The organism is Cerasibacillus sp., assembly GCF_036516575.1.
GTDB lineage: Bacteria > Bacillota > Bacilli > Bacillales > Amphibacillaceae > Cerasibacillus.
In genome coordinates, this window is the sequence record NZ_DATBTY010000058.1 from 1 (window position 1) to 25,767 (window position 25,767).

Here is a 25,767-nt window from a genome sequence, read left to right on the forward strand (position 1 = left end):
ATTTTGTCTTTCAAATCATTCTGTCTGGTGACGATGGCGAAGAGGTCACACCTGTTCCCATATCGAACACAGAAGTTAAGCTCTTCAGCGCCGATGGTAGTTGGGGCATAGCCCCTGCAAGAGTAGGACGTTGCCAGGCAGTCTTTATCCATAAATAATTCATTAAATCTTAGATTTTTTAATACCGCGGGGTAGAGAAACGAGCGAAACATCGTTGAAATTGCAACGAGTAACCCCGATGCACCAAACATCCCTGAATAAGCTATCAGAAGCAGGGGTCATTTAGTAGGTAAACTAGCATAATATGCATGTACCGTTTATAATTTTTCTAATATCGCGGGGTGGAGCAGTCTGGCAGCTCGTCGGGCTCATAACCCGGAGGCCGCAGGTTCAAATCCTGCCCCCGCAACCAAAATTGGTCCGGTAGTTCAGTTGGTTAGAATGCCTGCCTGTCACGCAGGAGGTCGCGGGTTCGAGTCCCGTCCGGACCGCCATATAAATTGATACATATTAACATGATTTCATTTCACGTGGAATCATGTTTTTTTTGTTAATAAACTAAACCGATTTAATTAGGTGAGTTAGTATATATAAATGACTCAACTCTGTAAATTTATCACAAGAGTTAACTATTAAATCAGTGAATAGTTACTTTAACATTTTTACAGTCTTTCCTTCTTATATAAACGTATGGGGTATTTAAAGTGGTACTACTCGGAATGCCCTTAACATTCCTTGGGGATATGAGATTTTATTCTGATATATGTTAAAATGTAAACAGCTAGCTAATTGGCTTCTTATAGATTCTCTAGTACAATGAGAAGATGATATGTCTGATGGAAGAAGTGAGACAAATGGATGAATTTTCATTTATTAAAGCTATTCAACCTGATTATTATAAACAGTCATCACTTATTAAAGGAATTGGTGATGACGCCGCAGTCATTCGACATGGAATAAACGATATTGTGACAGCGGTTGATACGTTTGTAGATGGTGTTCATTTTTCAAGGAAAACGATGGACCCGATTCATATAGGATACCGAGTCCTAGCTGCGAATGTAAGTGACTTAGCAGCAATGGGAGCAAAACCCGCATTTTATCTCGTAGCTATCGTCATTCCAGCAGCATGGTCCGATTCAGAGTTATTGGACATCATAAAAGGAATGAAACAACTTGCAGAGCCTTTTAAAGTTGATTTAATTGGTGGCGATACAGTTCAGGGTGATCAACTTATGATATCAATCACTGTTATTGGTTATGTATCAAAAGAAAAGGCCCGTTACCGGCATACATCTGTTCCAGGAGATGTTGTATTTGTAACGGGAACATTGGGTGATTCACAAGCAGGGCTTCATATTTTAACCCATCCTAGCCGCTATAAACAAGAAGAATATTTCATTAGACGTCACCGCATGCCTACACCAAGAATAGAGTTTGTTCAGGAGTTACAAGATTTAAAACGTTTGACATTAAATGATATTAGTGATGGTATTGCTAATGAGGCTACGGAAATAGCTGATGCGTCAGATGTATCCATCCATCTATTTGATGAACACATACCAACCGTTCCATCATTTCAACAGTTCCCAAAAACGTTACAACACCAATGGAAATATTTTGGTGGAGAAGACTTTGAACTAATAGGGACAGTAGCTGAATCGGAATGGGAAACGGTAATGAAAGCAGCAAAGCAAACAGACACACCGATAAAAAAGGTAGGATATGTCACTTTAAAAAGCAAAACAAATCAAAGCCCTGTTATGCTACATAAAGAAAGAAAAGAAATACCACTAGAGAAGAAAGGATATATTCATTTAAAGTAGGTGACAACATGGATGTATTTAAGTTAACGACATATAGTGAAGATGATACGATGGAAATAGCCAAGCAATTAGCGTCTCTTTTAGACCGTGGTGATGTGTTAACGCTCGAGGGAGATTTAGGGGCTGGAAAAACGACATTTACTAAAGGTCTTGCTAAAGGGCTTAACATAGAGGAAAATGTAAGCAGTCCTACTTTTACGATTATAAAAGAGTATACAGATGGTAAACTACCTCTATATCATATGGATGTTTATCGACTAGAAGGTTCGGATGAAGATATCGGATTTGAAGAATATTTCTACGGTAACGGCATTAGCATAGTGGAATGGGCACAATTCATTGAAGATTATTTACCAAATGAGGTACTATCTATTACAATTCATTATGGGGAAGAAGGATCACGCATCATTGAATTCGCCCCATATGGACCATATTATCATTCAATCGTTGAGAGTTTATTTATAAATGTGAAAGGGTTATGAAACATGTATACACTAGCTATTGATACATCAAATTATGTACTTGGAGTTGCTATTACGACGCAAGAAACTGTCGTTGGGCAAATAGCAACGAATTTAAAAAAGAATCACTCTGTACGTTTAATGCCAACGATTGATTTATTAATGAAACAAGTTGACATAAAACCCTCACAATTAGAGAAAATAGTCGTTGCTAAGGGACCAGGCTCATACACGGGGGTTCGCATTGGTTTAACGACAGCAAAATCATTGGCCTGGGCATTGAATATTCCTGTGGTTGGTGTATCTAGTCTTGAAAGTCTTGCCTATCAAGGACGTTTTCATGAGGCACTTATTTGTCCATTTTTTGATGCGCGCCGTGGTACCGTTTATACAGGAGGATATATGTGGCAAGATGAGAAAATGACTTGTCATATAGAAGAATCAAATATACTAATGGCAGACTGGCTCGATATTTTATTAAAAGAAGAAAAAGAAGTTGTCTTTCTAAGTCCGGACATTAAAATATTTCAAGAGCAAATTAAAGAAAAGTTAGGGACATTGGCAGTCATTCCCGAAGCACCTTATCATATAGCAAATCCAGCCCATTTAGCATTAGCCGCTACACACCATCCAGAAGATTCGACGCATTTCTTAACACCTAATTATTTACGTTTAGCGGAAGCAGAAGCAAAATGGAAACAAGCACAAAAGAGAGAGAACAATCATGGATGATTTAATTATTAGAGAAATGGTTGAGGCAGATATTGAAGCTGTGTTAGAAATTGAAAGAGAGTCCTTTCCAGGGGATGCATGGACCCGAGAGATATACCGTTGTGAAATTATCGAAAATCATTTTGCGCATTATTATGTGATGCTTTTAGGTGAAGTTTATGTCGGATTTGTCGGAATGTGGATTGTCATAGATGATGCACAAATAACGAATATCGCTATTTCACCTGATTTTCGCGGACGTAAGTTAGGAGAAAAGCTATTTGGATTTGCTATGCAAAGGGCAATTCAGAGTAGGGCGAAACGATTATCATTAGAGGTTAGAGAATCAAATATAATCGCACAACGAATGTATAATAAATTCGGCCTCATACCAGGTGGGATTCGAAAAAATTACTATAAATATAAACAAGAAGATGCGATTGTCATGTGGGTGAATTTATGATGAATAAAAACAAAGACATATATGTATTAGGAATTGAAACGAGTTGTGATGAAACGGCGGTTGCCATTGTGAAAAATGGACGTGAGATCATAACGAATATTGTCGCATCACAAATTGACAGTCATAAGCGATTTGGCGGTGTTGTTCCAGAGATTGCATCAAGACATCACGTGGAACAAATTACGCTTGTATTAGAGGAAGCATTCACTCAATCACAACTTGATTGGGATGATATTGATGCGATAGCTGTAACGGAAGGTCCGGGGTTAGTTGGTGCTCTGCTTGTTGGTGTTAATGCGGCAAAAGCCATAGCTTTTGCCAAGGGAAAGCCACTCATTGGTGTCCATCATATTGCGGGTCATATTTATGCTAATCGATTAATTAAGGAATTTGAATTTCCATTACTAGCTTTAATTGTTTCAGGTGGGCATACGGAATTAGTGTTAATGCAAGAACATGGACAGTATGAAAAGATTGGTGAAACGAGAGATGATGCAGCAGGGGAGGCCTATGATAAGGTCGCTCGGATGCTCGGTTTACCATATCCAGGCGGTCCACATATCGATCGTTTAGCAAAACAAGGTGAAGCTAATATCGATTTTCCTCGTGCATGGCTAGAAAAAGGGAGCTATGATTTTAGCTTTAGTGGCTTAAAATCGGCTGTTATCAATTATATCCATAATGCTAAACAGCGAAATGAAGAAATCGTTAAAGCTGATATTGCAGCTAGCTTTCAAGAAAGTGTAGTTGAAGTCTTAACTGAAAAAACGTATCAAGCAGTACAAGAATATAAAGTTAAGCAAATCATTGTTGCAGGCGGTGTTGCAGCAAATAAAGGCTTAAGAACAAGCCTCAAGAAGAAATTTAAAACGACAGAATTACTTATACCACCGTTACATTTATGTACAGATAATGCTGCGATGATTGCATCAGCAGGCACGATAAAATTTGAACACGGAAAAAGATCAGATTTAACGTTAAATGCCAACCCATCTTTACCACTACAATAGAAGCTGTTTTCCACAACAATTAAAGGGATATCCACAAGGCTGTGGATATCCCTTTTGTATTATGGGCTTCTAGCACAATTGATTGTGGATACAAACTGTTGATAACCTAAATAAACCTTGTGGACAATGTGTATAACTATGTTGATAGGTGAATAAAACAATCTTTTAACTCATGAAATCATGTGGATAACTTTACTCCTCTACAGACAAAGATATCATTTGTTATTAACGACTTAAATAAAGAGGTATGTTATAATATTTTAGAAGTGAACATATATTTAGAGAGTACTGGTGAAGAACCGTGTCAAAAAAACATTCACATTATATGCAATACGATTTAATTATTATTCTAATCTTTTTTATGAGTGTTAGTTTATTAGCTATCTACAGTGCTGATCATATGGATCAATATGCAAATGATAACTTTGTCATTAGGCAAGTGATTTGGTATGCTTTAGGAATTGGTTTAGCTATAATGATTCAAATGTTTGATTTAGATCAAATAAAAAAGGCTAGCGTTTATATTTATATATTCAGTATTATTATGTTGGTGGCATTGTTTTTAAGTCCTGAAACAATTGCAAAGCCTATTAATGGTGCGAAAAGTTGGTTTAACCGAATGGGCGATAAGCCATTACCACTTTCGATACAGCCATCTGAGTTTGCGAAGATTGGCTTTATTCTATTTTTATCAGCGACGATTAGTAAGCATAAAAATAAATTTGAAGTAGCGACATTAAAATCAGATATCATGTTATTAGTGAAGATAATTGGTATTACATTGTTACCGATTGCTTTTATTAGCCAAGAAACGGATTTTGGATCATCGATGGTCTATGTGTTTATTGCTGGAGTTATGATTTTACTCTCAGGTATTAATTGGAAAATCATTCTTTCATTAATTGTTGGGGGTACTGCTTTTATTGCGGCAGCATTATGGGTCATTATTACGTTTCCAGATTTATCACAAAGCCTTTTAGGTCTTGAACAATACCAAATTGACCGTGTTGTAAGTTGGTTTGACCCGACCCATGAAGATAGTAATACGTATCAGTTTGACTTGTCGATCATGGCACTTGGTTCTGGGCAATTATTTGGTAAGGGAATCGGTAATTTGGAAGTGTATTTTCCAGAAGCACACTCTGATATGATTTTTTCAATTATTGGAGAAACATTTGGGTTTGTTGGTAGTTCATTAGTCGTTCTTCTGTATTTTATTTTATTGTATCGCTTATTAATCTTAGGTATGAAAGTGTATGATTACTCTAAGTTCGGTGCTTATATTTGTTTTGGTTATTTAAGCTTAATCTTTATCCATGCTTTTCAAAATATCGGTATGATTGTTGGCGTGATGCCGATTACAGGAATTCCATTATTACTTCTTAGTTATGGCGGAAGCTCTATTATGGCGACAATGATTGGCTATGGTTTAGTTTACCGTGTAGCAGTCGAACTCTCGATTCAAAACGATTATTTATTCAAATAAAAAGTTGCCTTTTAGAGGCAACTTTTTTATTCGTAATGAATTAATTCTTCTTCTAGCATTTCCCATTCTTCCATAAGTTTATGGATCTTGTTCATGATAGATTCAGTCTCTTGCATGAGTTCATATGATTTTTCATGATTTTGATAGACATCGGGATTTGTCATTTTTTCTTCTAATGCTGAATGTTTTGATTCAAGTGCTTCAATCTGTTCTTCAATTTGTTTAATCTTTCGCTTTAGTTTGCGTCTTTCACTTTGCCTTTTCTTCTCCTCTTGGAAGTCTTGTTTTGTTTGAACAGTTGAAATCTCTTCTTTTTCTTGTTGATTGAGAGCTTGAAGTTCACGTTCTTCTATTTTTTTCTCAATATAATAATCATAGTCACCTAAATAGACTGTTGCTTTATCCTGAGCTAATTCTATTACTTGATCAGCAATTTTATTAATAAAATAACGGTCATGCGATACGAAGATGATTGTTCCTGGAAAGTTGATTAATGCTGATTCAAGCACTTCTTTACTATCGATGTCTAAATGGTTTGTCGGTTCATCTAATACGAGTAAATTCGCCTTTTTCATATGCAATTTAGCAAGTGCAAGACGTGCTTTTTCACCACCACTTAAAGATGAAACAAGTTTCAATACATCGTCACCGCTAAAAAGAAAATGCCCTAGAATTTGACGAATCTCCTTTTCATCGACGGTTGGATAATCATCCCATAATTCAAGAAGAACTGTTTTATTTGAGGATAATTGATTTAATTCTTGATCATAATAACCGATATCGACATTTGTACCATAATGAATGCTTCCCTTTATCGGTTGAAAACTCCCTACAATGGTTTTTAATAGTGTTGTTTTACCAACACCGTTTGGCCCGACAACCGCAATCCGTTCTCCACGGTTAACATGGAAACTTACATCCCTAAATAATGGTGTCTCAGTGTCGGTATATCGAAAAGATAAGTTATCGACTTTCAGGACATCATTTCCACTTTTTTTATCAATTTTAAAAGAAAAGTTTGCTGAAGCTTCGTCACCAAGTGGTCGTTCCATGATATCCATTTTTTCTAATTGTTTTCTACGACTTTGTGCTCGTTTTGTTGTTGAAGCACGAGCAATATTTCGTTGGATAAAATCTTCCATACGCTTAATCTCTGTTTGTTGCTTCTCATATTCCTTGAGTGCTATTTCATATTCTTTTGCTCGAAATTCAAGATACTTTGAATAACTACCGTGGTATTTTTTCATTCTTTGATGGGCGATTTCATATACGGTATTGACTGTTTTGTCTAAGAAATAACGGTCATGTGATACAATAACAAGCGCACCTGGGTACCCTATTAAATAACTTTCTAACCATGATAACGTTTCAATATCGAGATGGTTTGTTGGTTCATCCAAAATTAATAGATTCGGTTTTTTTAATAGTAACTTTCCAAGTGCTAATCGTGTTTTTTGTCCACCACTTAATTCATTGATTGGTGTATTATCATCATATTCAGCAAAGTTTAACCCCGTTAAAACAGAGCGTATTTCAGCCTCATACGTATAGCCGCCTGACGCTTCAAATTGCTGTTGTTTTTCATCATATGTTTTTAATAAACTTTGATAATCTGTTGGTGACATAGAGTCGATTTCAGTCATTCGCTGTTCTAATTGACGTAACTCGGTTTCTTTTTGTAATAAGGGTTCGAAGACAGCTAGCATTTCTTGCCAGATCGTTTGATTTGATACGAGGCCTGTATGTTGTGATAAATAGCCAATTGTAATATCTTTTCTTATATAGCGTTCCCCATGTTCATAAGCTGATAGCCCAGCAATGATTTTTAATAAAGTCGACTTGCCAGCCCCATTGCGTCCGACAATAGCGATTCGATCACGATCTTTTATTTCCAGTTTTATATTGTCAAATACTTTATCTGCCCCATAGTATTTAGATATATGACTTAATTGCATAATAATCATTTCAATTCTCCTCATTTCATAAGCTAGATAAGAATGACCTAGCTATTGTTAGTGTAGCTTATAAATCACTAGACAGGCAATCCTTTTGTGAATGTCCTCACTAAAAACTTGCTATTTGCCTATATAAATAGATATAGTATAAGTAATTGTGTCAAATCAATGACAGATAATATCTTATTATCTGAGGAGGTAGACATCATGTCCGAATTTACACATTTCAATGTGGATGGACGAGCACATATGGTTGATATTAGTCATAAACAAACGACAGAACGGACTGCAATAGCTAAATCAAGTGTGTTTGTAACAGAGGAAATATATGAAAAAATGACTTCACATACCATTAAAAAAGGTGATGTGTTATCAGTTGCCCAAGTAGCAGGAATTATGGCAGCCAAAAAAACATCTGAGTGGATTCCGATGTGTCATCCACTTAGCTTAAAAGCTGTAGATATTTCATTTGAATGGCATGTCTCAGAAACGACATATGAACTCGAAATTCATGCCATGGTTAAAACGGTTGGAAGTACAGGCGTAGAAATGGAAGCGTTGACTGCGGCTTCAGCAGCAGCATTAACTGTTTATGATATGGTAAAAGCAATAGATAAAGGAATTGTAATAGGGGAAACTTATTTATTAGAGAAAACAGGTGGTAAATCTGGGGATTATCGACGGAAAGAGAAATAAATGTTAACTCTTTTTACAAGGGGGAAATGACATGGAACAACATAAGATACCACAAGCAACGGCAAAACGATTACCGTTATATTATCGTTATTTAAATAACTTACAACACCAAGGTAAGACCCGCGTGTCATCACAAGAACTAAGTGACGCTGTTAAAGTTGATTCTGCTACAATCCGAAGAGATTTTTCTTACTTTGGCGCACTTGGTAAAAAAGGTTACGGATATAATGTAGAATACTTACTTCACTTTTTTAGAGAAACATTAGACCAAGATGAATTAACTGAAGTCGCTTTAATCGGTGTTGGGAATCTAGGAACCGCATTTCTAAAGTATAACTTCTTAAAAAATAATAATACTAAAATTGTTATGGCCTTTGACCGTGATCCGAATAAAGCGGGGACTAAAATTGGTGGAGTACCGGTTTATCATGTTAACGAACTCGAGGAAAGGCTAAGTGACATCCATGTCGCTATTTTAACGATTCCTGCAAGTGAAGCAGAAGCTATGACAGAACGCTTAGTGGGAAATGGTGTTGAAGGAATCCTAAACTTTACACCAGCACGAATTACTGTCCCGAACCATGTTCGTGTTCACCATATTGATTTAGCTGTCGAGCTACAAGCACTGGTTTACTTTTTAAAACATTATCCATTAGAAAGAGAAAATAAAAAGAAGTAGCATGTTATGCTACTCCTTTTTGTTTCTGTCTTTTCTTTGTACGTCCATACGTATCAATTTAATGGCCAGTCCAAAATCAAATGCTGCGATACCAGCTAAAAACATAGTTTTAAACGTCCAAATCGTGTCACCAGCTGTTTGAATCGCTAACCATAAAAACATGGCTCCTAAAATAAAGGACATGACAGCTTGAAATTTTAAAGAACGCATTGATGTTAGCCCCCAATGAATATAATTGTTTTAAGTTGTTCAAGTTGTTGTTGCATACGTTCAATGTCTTCAGGTGTCAGATTATACTGGGCTATAATCGTGATTGTGTTCATTGACATATGAACGATAATGGGCACGATGATACGTTTTGTCTTTACATATAAGTAGGCAAATACAAGTCCCATCGAGGAATAAATTAAAACATGTTCTGGTTCACCATGAATGATCCCAAAGATAAATGAACTTGCTAATGCAGCAATGATGAAATTGCTTTTCTTATACAATGTACCAAAAATGATTTTCCTGAAAACAATTTCTTCTAAGAAAGGTGCAACTAGAGCCGGAACAATCATAAAAAGAGGAAAACTCCGCGAAATATTCATAATCATACCTGTATTTTCTGACCCTATTTCTACACCTATGATCATCGTTTCAATATAGACAGCGATCATTTGTGCAAAGTAAGCCATAAACACCCCAAGAATGGACCAAAGGATAACCGTATTCCATGAAGCAGCTTCTGGATGTGGATCCATTTTCATATCTGGTTTGAGTAAAATAAGGACAACAATTGCCCCAATTATAAAACTGATAATTTGGTAATAAATGGCTATTGTTTGAACATCAAATTGGAAAAGTAAATATATCGCTGGTATACCAATAATTCCAGAAAATAATGTTAATATATATGTTGCAATAATCCACCAATAATGTTTTGCCAATGAAAAAACGTCCCCTTCATCAAAAGATATCATTACGATTCTTTTGTATTTTATCATATTTCAAGTGGGCTGAATAATAGTATGTGTCATAACCTCTTTTTTAAAAAAACAATGATAAATGAGCTTTCCTACTTAAGATTATCGTCATTTAGTTTATTTCACTTGCATTTTTTTTTGTTATTATTTATGATATTAATTGGTGTTAGCACTCGAAGATGGTGAGTGCTAAAAAATATAGGAAAAGGAATTAAGGAGGTTGTCTACATGATTAAACCACTAGGAGATCGAGTTGTTATTGAACTCGTAGAACAAGAGGAGAAAACAGCAAGCGGAATTGTTTTACCTGATTCTGCTCAAGAAAAGCCACAAGAAGGAAAAGTTGTTGCAGTTGGAACAGGTAAGAACAAGGCAGAAGAAGTGAAAGAAGGAGATCATATCATTTTCTCCAAATTTGCTGGTACAGAAGTGAAATATGAAGGCAAAGAATACTTAATTCTTCGTGAAAACGATATATTAGCTGTATTAGGTTAACTATACTTAATGATAAAAACAAGGCATTAGATTTTAAGGAGGGCATTTAAATGGCAAAGGAAATTAAATTCTCAGAAGATGCACGTCATTCTTTAATGCGTGGTGTCGATAAATTAGCAGATGCTGTGAAAGTGACACTTGGACCAAAAGGACGTAACGTTGTTTTAGATAAGAAATTTGGCTCACCATTAATTACAAATGATGGTGTAACAATTGCTAAAGAAATGGAATTTGAAGACCGTTTTGAAAATATGGGCGCACAGCTTGTATCAGAAGTAGCAGCAAAAACGAACGATGTTGCTGGTGACGGTACAACAACAGCTACAGTGCTTGCACAAGCTTTAATTCGTGAAGGTTTGAAAAACGTAACTGCAGGTGCAAATCCTGTTGGTGTACGTCGCGGAATTGAAAAAGCTGTCGCGGCTGCAGTAGAAGAGTTAAAAACAATTTCTAAACCAATCGAAGGTAAAGACTCAATTGCACAAGTTGCAACGGTTTCTTCTGACGATAAAGAAGTTGGAAACTTAATTGCAGAAGCTATGGAACGTGTCGGTAATGACGGTGTTATTACAATCGAAGAATCAAAAGGATTCACAACTGAATTAGAAGTTGTTGAAGGAATGCAGTTTGACCGTGGATATGCTTCTCCATACATGGTAACAGATCAAGATAAAATGGAAGCTGTTTTAGAAGATCCATATATCTTAATCACGGATAAGAAAATTAGCAATATCCAAGAAGTATTACCAGTACTTGAGCAAGTTGTCCAACAAGGTAAACCACTTCTTCTTATTGCAGAAGATGTAGAAGGTGAAGCATTAGCTACACTTGTTGTTAACAAACTACGTGGTACATTTAACGCGGTTGCAGTTAAAGCACCTGGATTTGGTGACCGTCGTAAAGCAATGTTAGAAGATATCGCGATTTTAACTGGTGGTCAAGTCATTACAGAAGATCTTGGCTTAGATCTAAAGAGTGCTACAGTTGAACAATTAGGTCGCGCTTCAAAAGTTGTTGTATCTAAAGAAAATACAACAATCGTTGAAGGTTCAGGTGACCCTGAAGCAATTGCTTCACGTGTATCTCAAATTCGTGCACAAGCAGAAGAAACAACTTCTGAATTCGATAAAGAAAAACTACAAGAACGTTTAGCTAAATTAGCTGGTGGAGTTGCTGTTATTAAAGTAGGTGCAGCAACAGAAACAGAATTAAAAGAACGTAAACTTCGCATTGAAGATGCATTAAACGCAACACGTGCGGCAGTTGAAGAAGGAATCGTTTCAGGTGGAGGTACAGCTCTTATCAATGTTTACGGTAAAGTAGCTGAACTTGAGCTTGAAGGTGACGAACAAACAGGAGCAAACATCGTTCTACGTGCTTTAGAAGAACCGGTTCGTCAAATCGCATTCAACGCTGGACTAGAAGGTTCAATCGTTGTTGATCGCTTGAAAAATGAAAAAACAGGCGTCGGCTTTAACGCTGCAACTGGTGAATGGGTCAACATGATTGATGACGGTGTTGTAGACCCTACAAAAGTAACACGTTCAGCGCTTCAACACGCAGCATCTGTAGCAGCTATGTTCTTAACAACAGAAGCTGTTGTTGCTGACATTCCAGAAGAAGAACCAGCAATGCCTGATATGGGCGGCGGAATGCCAGGCATGATGTAATATACAACTGAAAAGGATTGATATAACGGGGTTTGTCTAATGACAGACCTCGTTTTATGATGGAGATATCACATTTATATCACTTATTGAGAAGTCCACTTCTCGTTATTCTAATGAATAATGAGAGGTGGGCTTTTTTGTGGTTAACAAAGAATATAACAATCTTAACCAGCAATTGTTCTTATGTTTCTTAACTATAGAACAGATTGGCTTCTCATGGAGGCACACTAACTCTTTTCATTAGAAAGGTATGAGAAAAGTGGGGTTGACTGTGAACGTGATAAATTGCCTTATGTTTCCTTTAAAAGTTTAAGCGATTACTTTTTATGAAAATTCCCAAAAGGGTAAAATATTAGTATGCATATGACTGATTATTGGTTATAATTATAATAGAAAAACTTAAATTTAATTCAGCAAAATAACTTAGAAACATGTATTAATCGTATTTTATAATTGATATGAAAGGGGAATTTAAAATGTTAAAAATCAACAGAAAGAGAATCGTTTTGATTATCATAACTCTAGCCTTTTTTGGATTTGGAACGTCGACTTACGCAAATAACATGAAAGAAACTGTTGAGAAGCATGAGCAGTTACCAACGGAAATTGGAATTAGCGTACTAAAAGAAATGTTAGACCAACAAAAAGAAGGATTTAAAAGTGGAAATCCGCTTTTAAATAGTCAAATTTCGAAACTAACCGAAACAGATGAAGCAGTACTGCTTTATTATGCAATGGTTGATGTTGACAAACTCCCTTTAACAGATTTTACCTATTCAATTGATCATGTGGATGTTTATTTAGATGATAAAGACCAAATGATAGTGGAAGGGTACATTATTAGGAATTTTATATTTGGGAAAGGCAATGATCAATTTGAAACGTCACTTGGTGATAACATTGCGGTGAGGATCGATGGAGAAAAAGATAAATTTCTTCAAAATGGAATCATTAACGAAATGAGTAAAGTTAGCTTGACTCAAAATACTGCTGAAAATAAACAGTTGATAAGTAAAGATGAGTTTTTAAAGAGATACCAAGAAGAGGTTGACAATGATAATCAACAAGGTGAAGATACTGACTTTGAGAGTGAAATAGAAAATGAAGAACATGCTCAGTTGGCATACACGTATAAAGGGTCAGTTGCCGCTTATTATGCTTTGAAATATGCTTTAAATCCAAATAAGAAATACAAACTCTATCGTGCAGATTGTACGAACTTTGTTTCTCAAGCGTTACATTATGGTGGTATACCACATTTCACAAAGTGGAAACCCTATACCAACGCGTGGATAAATGCGGGAAGCTTTAGGAATTACATCAGAGAATCTGGCGGATTAAAGATGAAAACAGTTAAAGATACTTATGCCAATGTGAAATTAGGTGATGTTTATCATTACGATACGAGAAATAGTATCTTTTTACCAATACCAGACGGATGGATGGAACATACTGCTATTGTAACCAGTCTCCAGAACAAGAAAATTTTGGTGAGTTATCATTCGAATAACCGTAAGAATGTCCCTAGAGAGTACTATACAAGTGTTGAAGGTGGTAAAAGATATTTATCTAGTATAAGGTAAATCGCGTTTATGGATTTACTCTAGAAGTAGTAGTGAACAATTTATAAATGAAGGGAGTTTTTAAATGGTATTGTTAATAATCGCTTTATTAGCATGGCTTTATTACCTTTCTTTAACCTTCTATTTCAATTGGCAGCCATTCTCAATGGATGGGATATCAGGCGTGTTATTGATTGTGGGTATTATTTCCTTTCTAGGTGCTGTTTTTTCTTACTTTTTCAGCGACAAAAAGAGACTTAAAGTAACAGTTTCCACCTGCATAATCAGTGGCCTGCTTATACTATATATGATTTACCTGTATGCAGCCGAGGATGTAAAATTATGGGGAGACATCGAATCTCTCTTTCCTTTCTTAACAATTAATTAAAGAAAGTAATGAGTATAAATAAGTAATCGACTTTATCTGTTTTGGTCAAAATAATTTGTTGCGTCAATAGGTTCCTTTAATTGTTTCACGGAATGTTTTATAGCCCCTTGCACGCCTGCCGAGAAAAGTTGATAGATAGTTTGAGATTTATCTATCAGCATTTCGTACAATTACCAGTCCACACAAGCTATGTTATAAAATTTAATCTTTACACTATATTGACAAAACTATTAAAAATAGTATATTTGTTATAATACAAATAGACAAACCACTTCGGCATCTAGAGATAGCATATATTTCTAAATGTTTGGAGTGGTTTTTTATTTGAAAACTATTTTTTAGAGGGGTTTTTAATTCTGGCCGTAACTTTATTGTTAAGCACCCAAGTGTTGAGTGTTAAAGCAAGTGGAGTTGAGATTAATATGACTCCAAAAAGGATTTCAGCTAAGTCTGGGTCATGGCACACTATTACTGTCAGCACCAATGTAGGAGGAACGAATTATATTAGGTTTTCAGAAACTCCCGAGGCTTGTTGGAGAGGGGGATACGCAAATTGTTCTAGAAAATTCTCACAGCGCTGGTGGTCGAATACGATTACTAATTATACGTATATGGGACAGGTGACAAGATTAGTTATTGACAGAGTGAGGTGCAAGTATAAATGAAGACAATCCGGTTACATTCAAATAAAACACTTTGGATAGGAATCACAGTGTTGACGCTCATCATCAGCACTGTTTCTTACACATTTTCTCTCTTTGCAGATGCAAATGAACAGGTAGAACAAAATATTACCAACTTTTCTCGGGGTACATATGACATATTAATCCGACCGGGTGACGCGCGTACAGATTTAGAAAAAAAGCTCAATTTGATTGAAGAAAACTATCTTGGAGTGGGAGATGGTGGAATAACGATTGAGGAGTGGCAGGCTATAAAGAGTCACCCTCATGTAGAAGTTGCAGCACCAGTTGCTTCCATTGGCTTATTTACCGCCCGCGAGCGAACATTCATGTATGCAAAAGATCCAATGGACCGACTGTATTTCGAAGTGGAATATTCTACGAATGATGGCGTACAAACGTATTCAAGAGAAGAAACAGACTGGTTATTGGATTTTGGTATTTCCGTTGAGGAGACGTTGCAATTTCCTTCGTCTATTGAGGTTATGAAAAATTATTTTAGTTACGATACGATTACGTTTCAGTTTCCGACGTCATATCATCAAGTTGTTGCTGTTGATCCATCTGAGGAAAAAAAATTAACTCAGTTTGATTTACATCAGCTTGCTGAAGAAAATGTTTATGATCGAGATGCATACGGCGGAGGGAAGTATTCTATTCCAATTATGAGTTTAGCCGATACGACTATTCCTGTTGAATTAACATACATAGTAGATAAGCTAGATAATGTAACTAAAGATGAAATAGAAGAATGGAGAGAGATTTTTAACGATAGCGATGATGACCATCCTGATCCATGGGGAAGAATGTTGTTTGAAAACCAAAAAAAGTATGAAGAAATCGTACGAAAACATGTCATGGCTAAGCGTTTATATCAGGAAAATGTATACACTCTTATCCCTGAAGAAGACCATTCTCCTTTTCGTCAAGAAATTTTGTATTTAGATGAAGAAATGAAATTGAGGTTAGAAGATGAAGCGCTTATTGAACTTGGTCATGTATATAATCCTCACACCCAAAGAGTTGGATACCAACTGTCTCCTGTCACATACGAAATAGTAGATGATAAGAAATTAGTAGTGCAACAAACAGGTGTGGATGAAATATATGCGGCACCTACATATCGGGATTTAGAGGAGATTGAGTTCTTTGATAAGCCCGAATTTGATGAGTCTGGTCGGCTAGTCGATGATGAAGGTTACTTCAATTTCACTGAAAATGGAACGTTTTCTATCGAAGAAAACACGACTTCCCTAGCCTCATCTCCCCTCGGTATTTACGGTCGAGAAGCGCCTTACTTAGCAGATGCTCCAAATAAAACATTACACCCGTCAGCCGTGCCAGGTAGTTTCATTAATACGCCTGCTCATGGCTTGATTTCCATTGATTATGCCGAAAAGATTAAAGGTGATGCACCGATAGATGCGATCCGTGTCAAAGTAGCTGGAATTACCGGGTACGATAAAAAAGCTGCCGATTTGATTGAGTCATTGGCGAATGAATTTGAAGAAAAAGGTTTTACCGTTGATATTGTAGCAGGTTCTTCCCTTCAAGATTTAACCGTTGAAGTGGAAGGGATTGGTGAAGTGATCCAGTCGTTCACGACGTTAGGTGCAGCTGATACGGTTGTATCGAGTTGGAACGCAATGCAGATTGGACTGACGATTTTATATGCGCTCGTTGCACTCATATTCGTAAGCTTTATGTTCTTCAACTTACTCATTGATCGGAAAGAAGATGAGCAATTACTCGCGCGTCTTGGCTGGTCGGAAAAATGGATTCGGAAACTTAGAAATCGAGAGTGGATGATGCTGTTAGGTATTCCAATGATTGTCGTTTCTCTCGTATTTGTTGGACTTGGATTGTGGCAAGGGAAATGGGTCCCTCTCATACTATCCATTTGCTTAAGTCTCTTACTCGTAATCCTTTATTTTGTGTCTATTTCCTTAACGAAAAGACCAAAGCGCACCCTTTACAAGCAGAGGAAATCCGTTACATTCCAAAATATTCGCTATTACCGAAACCAGTTGCTTGCGGCTAGTTTCCAACTGTTCTTAACAACGATTGTCACGTGCTTTCTCCCATTCTTTTTAATCGAACACGTGCAAATGACAAAACAAACTCGATTAGGAGTATATGTACACGGAGAAATCGAGGGGATTTTTATCATCGTTATTGTTTTATTGTATGCTCTGAGTTTAACGACGATCTATCAAACGTTTCGTAGGTTGTGGGAGCAGCGGGGTGCTGAAATCAAGTTATTTCAAACGAACGGTTGGGATAAGCAGTTTGTGCGCCATTATTTCTTAAAGGAAATATTAATTTGGGCAGGAGGTTCGGCGGTACTAGGCATGCTTGTGAGTATGGGGACAATGCTATTATTGTTTGATCTGACACTGACAATCGTCCTATTACAAAGTGCCGGATTGGTGCTCATCATCAGTATAGCAATCACATTTTCATTATATACGTTAAGTAAAATGAACGTAAAGGGAGGAACGATAGATGCACATGGAGCTTCGTAATATTCATAAAACCTATGAAACGAATGTGGATTCGATTCATGTTTTAAGGGATATTTCCTGTACGGTTGAAAATGGGGAGTGGCTGACAATTACAGGTCCCTCTGGCTCAGGAAAAACGACGTTTTTACGGTGTTTATCCGCGATTGAATTAGTGGATGAAGGAACTGTTACAGTTGGTGGCATGTCGTATGAAAGTGCGTCAGACGATGAACGACGTCGCTTTCGAAGGGAAAATATCGGCTATATTTTTCAGGACTTTCAATTGTTTGATCAATTTGATGTGTTAACGAATGTGATTATTCCTCAACTTCCCGATCACAACCGGTCTGAAATCGAGAAGCGTGCAAAAGAATTACTTAATCTCGTTGGCTTGACCGAACGGCTTCACCATATGCCTACTCAATTATCAGGTGGGGAAAAGCAACGTGTCGCCATTGCGCGAGCCCTTATGAACAATCCACAAATGTTATTGTGCGATGAACCGACAGGTAGTTTAGACATCGAAAATAGAGACCAAATCATTCAAGCATTGCAAGAAATACACGCTCAGGGGGTGACAATCATTCTTGTGACACATGATCCGGAACTTGGAGCATATGGAGATACGATGTATGAACTACGCGCAGGACATCTAACGAAAAAAGAGATGCCAGAAAGAAAATATGGATAAATCGAATAATCTCCGTTCAAGCGCTTTTGGGCGCTGAGTATGGAAGCTGTGCTAACGCTGATAATTTCATTCGGTATGTTAATAGCATTCATTATGTCTGATAAAAATAAAAAATCCTTCAGGTCAGTGAGGGATTTTTTATTCATAGAGCCTATCTCTCTTGTCAGGATTCGGTCTGTTGGTGACTGTTTCATGTTACAGCAAGGGCGATCTTTTGTTATGATATGGATTTCTAATTATAGAATATGTCGTTTGAATCAATAAATACATATATTTAAACATCCGTTCCTTTTTAATAAGCCATTTCGGCATCATGATAATACTTGAATTCGATTAAGTTATTAGCCGGGTCGATCAAAAAGAATGTCAAATGTTCCTCTCTTTTTCCTTCAAATCGTACCATTGGTTTATTAAAGAAGGGGAGTTCTTGTTCAGTTGCGAATGCTAATATTTTCTCATACTCTTCTTTATCTAAAAATGTAATACCGAAATGACGTGGATACATCGAAGGTTCAGCATCAATATTTTTCGGGCTTAAATGGCAGACGAGTTGGTCACCAAAGAAATCAAATGTTACGCGATCATCATACCTTCTAGCCAACTTGCACCCCATCTTTTCATAAAAATCTACTGTTTCATCCAACTCTTTGCATGGAATAGCTAAATGAAACACTTTATTATTGTCTCTCATTTAATATCCCCTCCAATTTAAAAATATTAAAGGTGTCGGATCGTAAACCTAAGCGTAATGTTTCAAGTGAAATGACATCCTGAAGGGAAATATTTGCAAGGTTGACATCCATTCCTAGCTTTTTTATAAAATATGTTTGCATCTTTTTAGTAGGTGCCTCAAAAATTAGTGTTTCGACAGGGATAGAAGCATCTAGGATTAAATCAAGTATATCCATTCGTATATTCCCATCTTCCCTACAAATTCCACTTGTTCCACTTTCTCTAGATTCCAAGATTACTTTTGTAGCTCCGGCTTGTATATCTTGTTGTATATATTCGAGCCATGTCAATGAATCTTGTGCGTTGGCCTCTGTAACATCTTTTTTACCCACTTCACTAAATACGATAAATTCCTGGGAAAACTCCGATATGAATTTAGCTTTTTCACTGTTATCAATGGCCACTGTTCCATTAGATAGTTCAACATAGTTACACTCAAATTGTTTACAGTAATCATAATAATGTTCGACTTTACCTTGGCTTAAAAACTTTTCAAATAACGTACCACCGAAAAAGAATTCAATGCTATGATTTCGTAAACATTCTATCTTCTGATGCAAACTGTTCGTTACGAGGGATGTTCCCCAGCCAAACTTTACTAAATCAATATAGTCGCTGAAGCTGCTAATCGTATCTTTAAAAAAACTTAAAGGTACTCCCTTATCAATTAGAATCGTTAAACCTTTCTCTCGCGGTTTTATTTCCCTCGTCGGAAGAATTAACTCTTTTTCTTGCATACATTTACCCTCTCAATCATCGGTATTTTAGCATTCTTTCTAACCTTCATGACAAAACCCGTATCCAGCTCAATCATGCAATATTCTATATCTACGCGGTTAAAATATGAATTATTCTCGTCAAAAAATTTTTCGGCTACATGCGAATGTTTAATCCGTTCTGCTACCTTCTTACTTGAAATCGTATTAGAATCTTCAAGGATGCTTTTTATATACTCTGCACAAGCCAAATCGTCATCACCACTTGGATGAGAGGCTATAATATTGATACTCTTCTCCCGATCTTTTGCAAACTTATTTTTTATAAATTTTGCTGTCGTTTTTGCATTCGCGAATCCAGTTACAAACACATGATCTGATGACAAGCAATGTAATGTAGCTTTAACGCCGTTTGTTGTTTTTTGAATAAGTGTTTTTCCAGTCAAGGTTATTGACTTTATATTGTAAGGAGAATTGTCTAAGTCAAATCCTTTAATCGGAAGTCCATTAATCTCTCCAGCTAAAAGAAAATCAGGATTTTTCATTTTTAACTGAAACGCCTGTTCCAGATTTTTAGCCAGGATAATCCGTTTGACACCTTTTAAAAAAGCATAATGAGCTACTGTAAAAGCTCGGATAACATCAATGACAATCGTAATGTTTGCAGCAGTTGGCGGCGCTGTGTTTCCTTGATAAATTTGAATATGCATGTGTTAAATTCTCTCCTAATGCCCTCCACGATCTAAATGGGGTTTTTCTTGATTGTACTCAGGTCATTACACAAAGTATATTCGCCCAATGACTATACGTTACAAATAAACATGTAACCACTATTGGTTTGGTTATTAAATAATTGGAGAGAAAATGGTGAAAATTGTACTTATGATATTTGAAGTGACTCAAAATATTGGGGTATCTGCTGTACATGTAAGGAAATAGATATTTATATTCCATCTTTAAATGTTGGAGTAGAGTACGATGGTTATTATCACTCTACAAAAGAAGCATTACGGCGAGATAGGGATAAAAACGTTTTTTAGCTAATGAAATTAAACTGTTTCGCATTAGAGATAAAAACAATTAATAGACTTAGTAAAGAGGATTTTAATGTAGCAAAAATGCTCACTTTTTTAATTTACCTCTAAAAACTATTGCTAGATGTATTTGTATTAATCTAAGAAGGCATCGGCAAAAGATTAGAACGAATAAGCGTAGTTTGAGTAGGTTTTGATCTTTTTTAATTTTATTAAAATCTAATTGTGTGTTTTCAAGACTTCCCATGTGTAGCTTAGATATGGAGGAAATGTATATTGGCTCGTATGAGATAAAATATCCAACCGTCTATACAGTAGCTACAGGATATATAGGTGCAGATGAACATTTTAGAAAGAACTTTTCTATCGAAATTTTTAGGTTACTAAAGAAACACAGATACATCCATCAGGAGCCTCCTTAACATTAAAGCAAGGTTTAGTATGTTGATTAAAGTGAAATAAAGAAGAATCTCTCGTCTCTTTTATAACGTAAGTGGAAAAGAAGAAAGTATAGCATAGTAAAGATAATTTAGTTGAGTAAGATTTTTGTAGACCGCGACCAATGTTAGTTGTACGTAGGTAATAATAAATTAATAAAAACATCACGGTGAACCTTATCATAAAATTAATGGATGTTCAACAAACGGGTGCAATGCTTGAAGGAGAAGCATTTTTTTTGTTGAACATATACAATAGGGGTAGGTTAATTGAATAGGCAAAATTATAGAATCGCTTAGATACATCGTAGATTAGCACACGCTCCTGAAATATGGTTTTGTTATCAAATGGAAAACATTAAGAAATTTGTAAGGTTTATATACAGATGATTGAAAGATTTAATGGTTAATTTACATATATAGGTTACAGGAGGTACGTAATATTGTGGACACTAAAATATTGGTAGTAGATGATGATAGGGAGATAGCAAATGCGCTGGATAAGTTGTTAACGATGGAAGGATATGAGGTTGTTAAAGCATATAATGGTTTAGAAGCGTTAGATGCTTTGGTACAGAATGATATTCAATTAATTCTTTTAGACGTTATGATGCCGAAACTAGACGGCCTTTCTACCACCTTAAAGATCAGAGAGCAAAAGAATATACCAATTATTATTTTATCTGCAAAGTCAGAAGACAGTGATAAAATATTAGGATTATCTATGGGAGCAGATGATTATGTAACGAAACCATTTAATCCAGATGAATTAATTGCTAGGGTGAAAAGTCATTTGAGAAGGTATATCACTCTAGGGGATGTTGGCAATATTACACAAAATGCTCAGATTACAGTCGGAGGGTTGAAACTGAATAAAGAATCCAAACAATTATTAGTAGATGGTGTTCCTACTCGACTAACTCCTACTGAGTATAAGATATTAGATTTCTTACTAACAAATGCTGGGATGGTTTTTTCGGCTGAACATATCTATGAAAAAGTATGGGAAGAGCCTGCTTATAGGGTTGAAAATACTGTAATGGTCCACATAAGGCGTATTCGTGAAAAAATAGAAATAAATCCAAAGGAGCCTAAGTATTTAAAGGTGGTGTGGGGTATTGGGTACAAAATTGAAAAACTTTAGTAGAAATACAATAACTAAATTTGTAGCATATTTGATAGTAGCTATTATGATTTCAATGGCTGTTATTCAATTAGTGCAAGTAGATTGGGAAGGAAATAATATAGAACCACTATTTGTAGAGACATACGAAGAAAGCAACACATTTACGTATGAGGTAGAACGTAGTTTTCGTGAGATATATTCGAACTTTAAAAATAATGAAGAGACGTTAATAGAGAATGAAAATCAAATCTATTATATAACCGATGGTAAGGAAATAATAACTAATCGAGAGGGGTTTAATCGAGAGGATTTTATAAATTATAGTAATTATTTTTATGAATATGATCAGGGAAGATTTAAATCTAACAGTCGTGTTAATGAAAAATCCACATTTTGGTTTGGAAAGGATACAACCATATATATTGCCTTTAAAGATGGATATATGAAAGAAAAGCAGGAAGATTGGAATGATGCAAACTATATATTACGTGATCAAGCGATAGAGTTTTCCATTTATATGGTTATAGCAATAATTCTTACTATCTATTTAATCATTGTTACAGGAAAGAAGCCGAATAAAGAAGAATTACAAACAACTTGGATAGATCAGTTATATAGTGAAATTTTATTAGCATTATTTATTTTGCCAATTATAGCTATATTTATTTATGTTGTAGATAACTATTACTATTATACTCATATACTTCGCACACCTTCGATTCAGAAATCTGACTTGTATCTTGTTGGAATAGTAACCACAATATGTGCTTTATTGTCAGAAATAGGATTATTAGCATTAATAAGAAAGATTAAAGAGGGAAAATTTATAAAAGATTTTTTATTATATACAATTTGTTGGAATACAAAGGATTTTGTAAAAAGTTTATTTGATGGCAGAAGATATGCAAAGTATCCACTAACTAAGAATCTTCATCAAAGGCAATTAGCTTTCATCGTAGGTAGCGGAATTTTCGTATTATTAACCGTAATGTTAATATACACTCCATTAGTAATATTACCACCGTTGCTTGAGCTTGTACTGATATATTGGTATGTGAAATATAATAATAAGACATATGATGAGATCAATAAAGGCATTAATGAGAGTTTAGAGGAACAAATGAAATTAGAAAGAATGAAAATAGAATTAATAACCAATGTATCCCATGATTTGAAGACTCCTTTAACCTCAATCATAAGCTATGTAGATTTATTGTCCAAGGAAACAGATCTTTCAGATGCTGCAAAGGATTACGTTAAAATTCTTGATGAAAAATCAGAAAGATTAAAGAATATTGTTTCTGATTTATTTGATTTAGCAAAGAGTAATAGTGGTGATATTAATTTAAATTTAGAAACGATTGATATGAGAATGTTGGTTGAACAAACGTTACTAGATATGGCGGATAGTATTGAAGATTTAGGTCAAATAAAGATGAAGTTTCCAGATACTCCTATAGAAATAGTGTCAGATGGCAATAAACTCTATAGAGTAATTCAAAACGTGCTTGATAATGCATTTAAATATTCATTAAAAGGAACGAGAATATTTATAGAAGTAGAAGAAAAGAATGGAATGGGAATAGTGGTAATAAAAAACACTTCTTCGTATGAAATAGATTTTACAGTAGACGAGATACTTCAGAGATTTAACAGAGGAGATAAAGCAAGAACGGCAGATGGAAGTGGTCTAGGGTTATCTATCGCAGAAAGCTTTACACATGTGAGTGGAGGTATATTTAAAGTCGATATAGATGGGGATATGTTTAAAGTTGTTATCAGTTTTCCCTTGGCAAGGAAATGATATTTACTTTAGGAAGATATATTGTAAGTATCATTGCTTCAAAGCCAGGCGCTCCGTTTACTCCAGGTACAATAAGTTCCCCATCTAAAACGGTTCTATTTGGTATGTCTAAGCGGGCTTTAACAAAAACAGAAGGGAGCAATAAAGAAAAGAGAAAAAAGTAAAGTAATAATACTTTCAAGATAACCGGCAAAATTCGAAGGTGATTTTGCCGGTTATCTGTGTGTACCATGTAGTTTAAGGGACGATTCAAAAGCAGAAAGAGTCAACGTCAAATTCAATTGTGTGTATACGATATTTATTTATTGTGCTGGTGAAAAGATTGCGTCCTTACCACTCATCGAACGTAAGGAAATAATGAATCAGTTGGATTTCAAATCGGAGCGGATTGTAAACGTTCAATGGATCGAAGAGGTTGAGGTACCTTATTTCTACTTGGTGGAGGAGAGAGACCTGGAAGGAATTGTCCTGAAGCAGAAGAATTCTAAGTATCGGATAAATAAACGCTCCGATTAATGGTTAAAGATAATTAATTATTATTTTTGCTCTTTTAAGTTGTGAGTTACCCCCTTTAAGGCTCTTGCACTAACCGTTTGGTGTTACATCACCAGGCGGTTTTTATTAATGGGATCAAAAAATAAGATTGTTAACCGAATGCTTAAATAATAATAAATGTTAGAGGAAGGTAGGAAGACATGTTCATCCAATACGAGTGTAAACCACTGGAGACACCTATATTAAATATATGGTATTTCGTGCCTTTAAAATACGATGGAGAAGTTGAGATTAGAAGAAAAGTACATGTTAACCGATAGAGGAAAACGAAATTATTGTTAGGGTATAATCTGATTATTCCGTTTTCGCAATCTGACTTTAATATAGGTCACGAAAAATGAAATAGTAAGCAATCGCAAATTTTATTGAACATAATCATTATTTTAATTTCAAAGATCTGGATGGAAACATATTATTAGATATGCAAAAAATAATTTTAAGCTAACGGGTGCAATCAGGAAGGAAGTATTAGCACCCTTTCTTGTTAGTGCATAAATACAAGGATAATAAACTTAGGGTTTAATAAAGTGGAATTGATTAAAATGTAGTTGTTCGAAACTAACCTAAAGTTTGGAGGAAAACTTCCTGTGACTATTATACGACAACCAAGTTTATTAAGCATACAGGAGCTAAACGATATGGAATCTATTCAAAATTATTGTTTTTACAATAGATATGATGCAATTTATTATGAAGTTAGCAAAAAGCCTCATTTTGGTGTACCGACAGAATTAAATTAAGTCGTGGAGTCAATCAATGTGGTTAGATGTTAATAATTGCTTGTTACTTTATCCCAATCAAGATTCTTTGTTTGACAAGGTTTTATTAGTTTTAGTTTTAATGATGATGAAATAATAATAATTTCAGATAGTTTAGGGGAAGATACAAAGGTTTTTTTAATATAAATGAAACTATGAACATACGCATGAATAAGAGTCAGCGACAATATATGAAATGGTATCGGAAGCATATATAGAGAAATTCAAGTAAATTTAATTTCAATAGATGAATACCTTCCACAAGCAAGCTGGCGCAGCACAACTGGCATAGTGTACTTCACTTGTAATAAAAGGGGACGGAGGTTCAAATCCTCTCGCCAGCGTTAATATGTTAAA

23 protein-coding genes, 3 tRNA genes and 1 rRNA gene are annotated in these 25,767 nt (G+C 35.5%); 21 read left to right on the forward strand and 6 right to left on the reverse strand.

Going from position 1 to position 25,767, the window contains the following annotated elements; all coding sequences use genetic code 11:
- Positions 1-23 precede the first annotated feature (23 nt).
- The 9 genes from rrf (at position 24) to VIG73_RS09415 (ending at position 5,957) form a co-directional block, all read left to right on the forward strand.
- Positions 24-139, forward strand: a 5S ribosomal RNA gene (gene rrf, locus VIG73_RS09375).
- 196 nt (positions 140-335) lie between these two features.
- Positions 336-412, forward strand: a tRNA-Met gene (locus VIG73_RS09380).
- 5 nt (positions 413-417) lie between these two features.
- Positions 418-494, forward strand: a tRNA-Asp gene (locus tag VIG73_RS09385).
- Positions 495-836: 342 nt separating this feature from the next.
- Complete coding sequence (gene thiL, locus VIG73_RS09390) at positions 837-1,826, forward strand: thiamine-phosphate kinase (RefSeq protein ID WP_331641284.1); 990 nt, start codon at positions 837-839, stop codon at positions 1,824-1,826.
- A gap of 8 nt (positions 1,827-1,834) precedes the next feature.
- On the forward strand, positions 1,835-2,308 hold the full coding sequence (tsaE, locus tag VIG73_RS09395; protein ID WP_331641287.1) for a tRNA (adenosine(37)-N6)-threonylcarbamoyltransferase complex ATPase subunit type 1 TsaE: 474 nt from the start codon (positions 1,835-1,837) through the stop codon (positions 2,306-2,308).
- Between the two features lie 3 nt (positions 2,309-2,311).
- Entirely contained in the window at positions 2,312-3,019 is a 708-nt protein-coding gene (gene tsaB / locus VIG73_RS09400) for a tRNA (adenosine(37)-N6)-threonylcarbamoyltransferase complex dimerization subunit type 1 TsaB (RefSeq protein WP_331641289.1), read from the forward strand.
- Positions 3,012-3,461 carry a ribosomal protein S18-alanine N-acetyltransferase gene (gene rimI, locus VIG73_RS09405; RefSeq protein ID WP_331641292.1) on the forward strand — a complete coding sequence of 150 codons (450 nt, stop codon included), beginning with the start codon at positions 3,012-3,014 and terminating at the stop codon, positions 3,459-3,461. The genes tsaB and rimI overlap by 8 nt, the downstream gene beginning before the upstream one ends.
- A complete protein-coding gene (tsaD, locus tag VIG73_RS09410; protein WP_331641294.1) occupies positions 3,461-4,471 on the forward strand; it encodes a tRNA (adenosine(37)-N6)-threonylcarbamoyltransferase complex transferase subunit TsaD in 1,011 nt (336 codons plus the stop codon). The genes rimI and tsaD overlap by 1 nt, the downstream gene beginning before the upstream one ends.
- A gap of 301 nt (positions 4,472-4,772) precedes the next feature.
- Positions 4,773-5,957, forward strand: coding sequence for an FtsW/RodA/SpoVE family cell cycle protein (locus VIG73_RS09415; RefSeq protein WP_331641296.1), 1,185 nt, complete (start codon positions 4,773-4,775; stop codon positions 5,955-5,957).
- Between the two features lie 26 nt (positions 5,958-5,983).
- Here the strand turns inward: VIG73_RS09415 and VIG73_RS09420 are convergent, their stop codons facing one another.
- Complete coding sequence (locus tag VIG73_RS09420; RefSeq protein ID WP_331641298.1) at positions 5,984-7,921, reverse strand: ATP-binding cassette domain-containing protein; 1,938 nt, start codon at positions 7,919-7,921, stop codon at positions 5,984-5,986.
- A 198-nt stretch (positions 7,922-8,119) separates the two neighbouring features.
- Here VIG73_RS09420 and moaC point away from each other — a divergent pair, with 198 nt between their 5' ends.
- Positions 8,120-8,608 (forward strand): cyclic pyranopterin monophosphate synthase MoaC, encoded by a 489-nt coding sequence (gene moaC / locus VIG73_RS09425; RefSeq protein WP_331641300.1) that lies wholly within the window; start codon positions 8,120-8,122, stop codon positions 8,606-8,608.
- 31 nt (positions 8,609-8,639) lie between these two features.
- Positions 8,640-9,287 (forward strand): redox-sensing transcriptional repressor Rex, encoded by a 648-nt coding sequence (locus VIG73_RS09430; protein WP_331641303.1) that lies wholly within the window; start codon positions 8,640-8,642, stop codon positions 9,285-9,287.
- Between the two features lie 9 nt (positions 9,288-9,296).
- Here VIG73_RS09430 and VIG73_RS09435 read toward each other — a convergent pair whose 3' ends face one another.
- Entirely contained in the window at positions 9,297-9,497 is a 201-nt protein-coding gene (locus tag VIG73_RS09435; RefSeq protein ID WP_331641305.1) for a YdiK family protein, read from the reverse strand.
- Between the two features lie 5 nt (positions 9,498-9,502).
- Positions 9,503-10,219, reverse strand: coding sequence for a type II CAAX endopeptidase family protein (locus VIG73_RS09440; protein WP_331641306.1), 717 nt, complete (start codon positions 10,217-10,219; stop codon positions 9,503-9,505).
- A 264-nt stretch (positions 10,220-10,483) separates the two neighbouring features.
- Here VIG73_RS09440 and groES point away from each other — a divergent pair, with 264 nt between their 5' ends.
- The 6 genes from groES (at position 10,484) to VIG73_RS09470 (ending at position 18,248) form a co-directional block, all read left to right on the forward strand.
- Positions 10,484-10,750, forward strand: coding sequence for a co-chaperone GroES (groES, locus tag VIG73_RS09445; protein WP_331641307.1), 267 nt, complete (start codon positions 10,484-10,486; stop codon positions 10,748-10,750).
- A 50-nt stretch (positions 10,751-10,800) separates the two neighbouring features.
- Positions 10,801-12,420, forward strand: a complete 1,620-nt coding sequence (gene groL / locus VIG73_RS09450; RefSeq protein ID WP_331641309.1) for a chaperonin GroEL — start codon at positions 10,801-10,803, stop codon at positions 12,418-12,420.
- Positions 12,421-12,896: 476 nt separating this feature from the next.
- Entirely contained in the window at positions 12,897-14,003 is a 1,107-nt protein-coding gene (locus tag VIG73_RS09455; protein WP_331641311.1) for an amidase domain-containing protein, read from the forward strand.
- Between the two features lie 64 nt (positions 14,004-14,067).
- The gene (locus tag VIG73_RS09460) at positions 14,068-14,370 is read left to right on the forward strand and encodes a hypothetical protein (RefSeq protein ID WP_331641313.1); all 303 of its coding nucleotides are present in this window, start codon (positions 14,068-14,070) and stop codon (positions 14,368-14,370) included.
- Between the two features lie 661 nt (positions 14,371-15,031).
- On the forward strand, positions 15,032-17,578 hold the full coding sequence (locus tag VIG73_RS09465; protein ID WP_331641315.1) for a hypothetical protein: 2,547 nt from the start codon (positions 15,032-15,034) through the stop codon (positions 17,576-17,578).
- Positions 17,559-18,248 (forward strand): ABC transporter ATP-binding protein, encoded by a 690-nt coding sequence (locus VIG73_RS09470; RefSeq protein WP_331641317.1) that lies wholly within the window; start codon positions 17,559-17,561, stop codon positions 18,246-18,248. Before VIG73_RS09465 ends, VIG73_RS09470 begins: the two co-directional genes overlap by 20 nt.
- 292 nt (positions 18,249-18,540) lie before the next feature.
- Here the strand turns inward: VIG73_RS09470 and VIG73_RS09475 are convergent, their stop codons facing one another.
- From VIG73_RS09475 to VIG73_RS09485, 3 genes are read right to left on the reverse strand one after another with little or no spacing between them, the layout of a single operon-like run.
- A complete protein-coding gene (locus tag VIG73_RS09475; protein ID WP_331641319.1) occupies positions 18,541-18,939 on the reverse strand; it encodes a VOC family protein in 399 nt (132 codons plus the stop codon).
- Positions 18,926-19,717 (reverse strand): phosphosulfolactate synthase, encoded by a 792-nt coding sequence (locus VIG73_RS09480; protein ID WP_331641320.1) that lies wholly within the window; start codon positions 19,715-19,717, stop codon positions 18,926-18,928. The genes VIG73_RS09475 and VIG73_RS09480 overlap by 14 nt, the downstream gene beginning before the upstream one ends.
- Positions 19,699-20,406 carry a 2-phosphosulfolactate phosphatase gene (locus VIG73_RS09485; RefSeq protein WP_331641322.1) on the reverse strand — a complete coding sequence of 236 codons (708 nt, stop codon included), beginning with the start codon at positions 20,404-20,406 and terminating at the stop codon, positions 19,699-19,701. The genes VIG73_RS09480 and VIG73_RS09485 overlap by 19 nt, the downstream gene beginning before the upstream one ends.
- A gap of 1,203 nt (positions 20,407-21,609) precedes the next feature.
- Here VIG73_RS09485 and VIG73_RS09490 point away from each other — a divergent pair.
- The 4 genes from VIG73_RS09490 (at position 21,610) to VIG73_RS09500 (ending at position 25,754) form a co-directional block, all read left to right on the forward strand.
- Positions 21,610-22,311 carry a response regulator transcription factor gene (locus tag VIG73_RS09490; RefSeq protein WP_331641444.1) on the forward strand — a complete coding sequence of 234 codons (702 nt, stop codon included), beginning with the start codon at positions 21,610-21,612 and terminating at the stop codon, positions 22,309-22,311.
- Positions 22,286-24,097, forward strand: coding sequence for a HAMP domain-containing sensor histidine kinase (locus VIG73_RS09495; RefSeq protein ID WP_331641323.1), 1,812 nt, complete (start codon positions 22,286-22,288; stop codon positions 24,095-24,097). The genes VIG73_RS09490 and VIG73_RS09495 overlap by 26 nt, the downstream gene beginning before the upstream one ends.
- A gap of 219 nt (positions 24,098-24,316) precedes the next feature.
- Positions 24,317-24,613: a hypothetical protein gene (locus tag VIG73_RS15740; protein WP_414648398.1), complete on the forward strand. Its 297-nt coding sequence runs from the start codon at positions 24,317-24,319 to the stop codon at positions 24,611-24,613.
- Positions 24,614-25,678: 1,065 nt separating this feature from the next.
- Positions 25,679-25,754: transfer RNA gene (locus VIG73_RS09500), tRNA-Thr, on the forward strand.
- Positions 25,755-25,767: the final 13 nt, after the last annotated feature.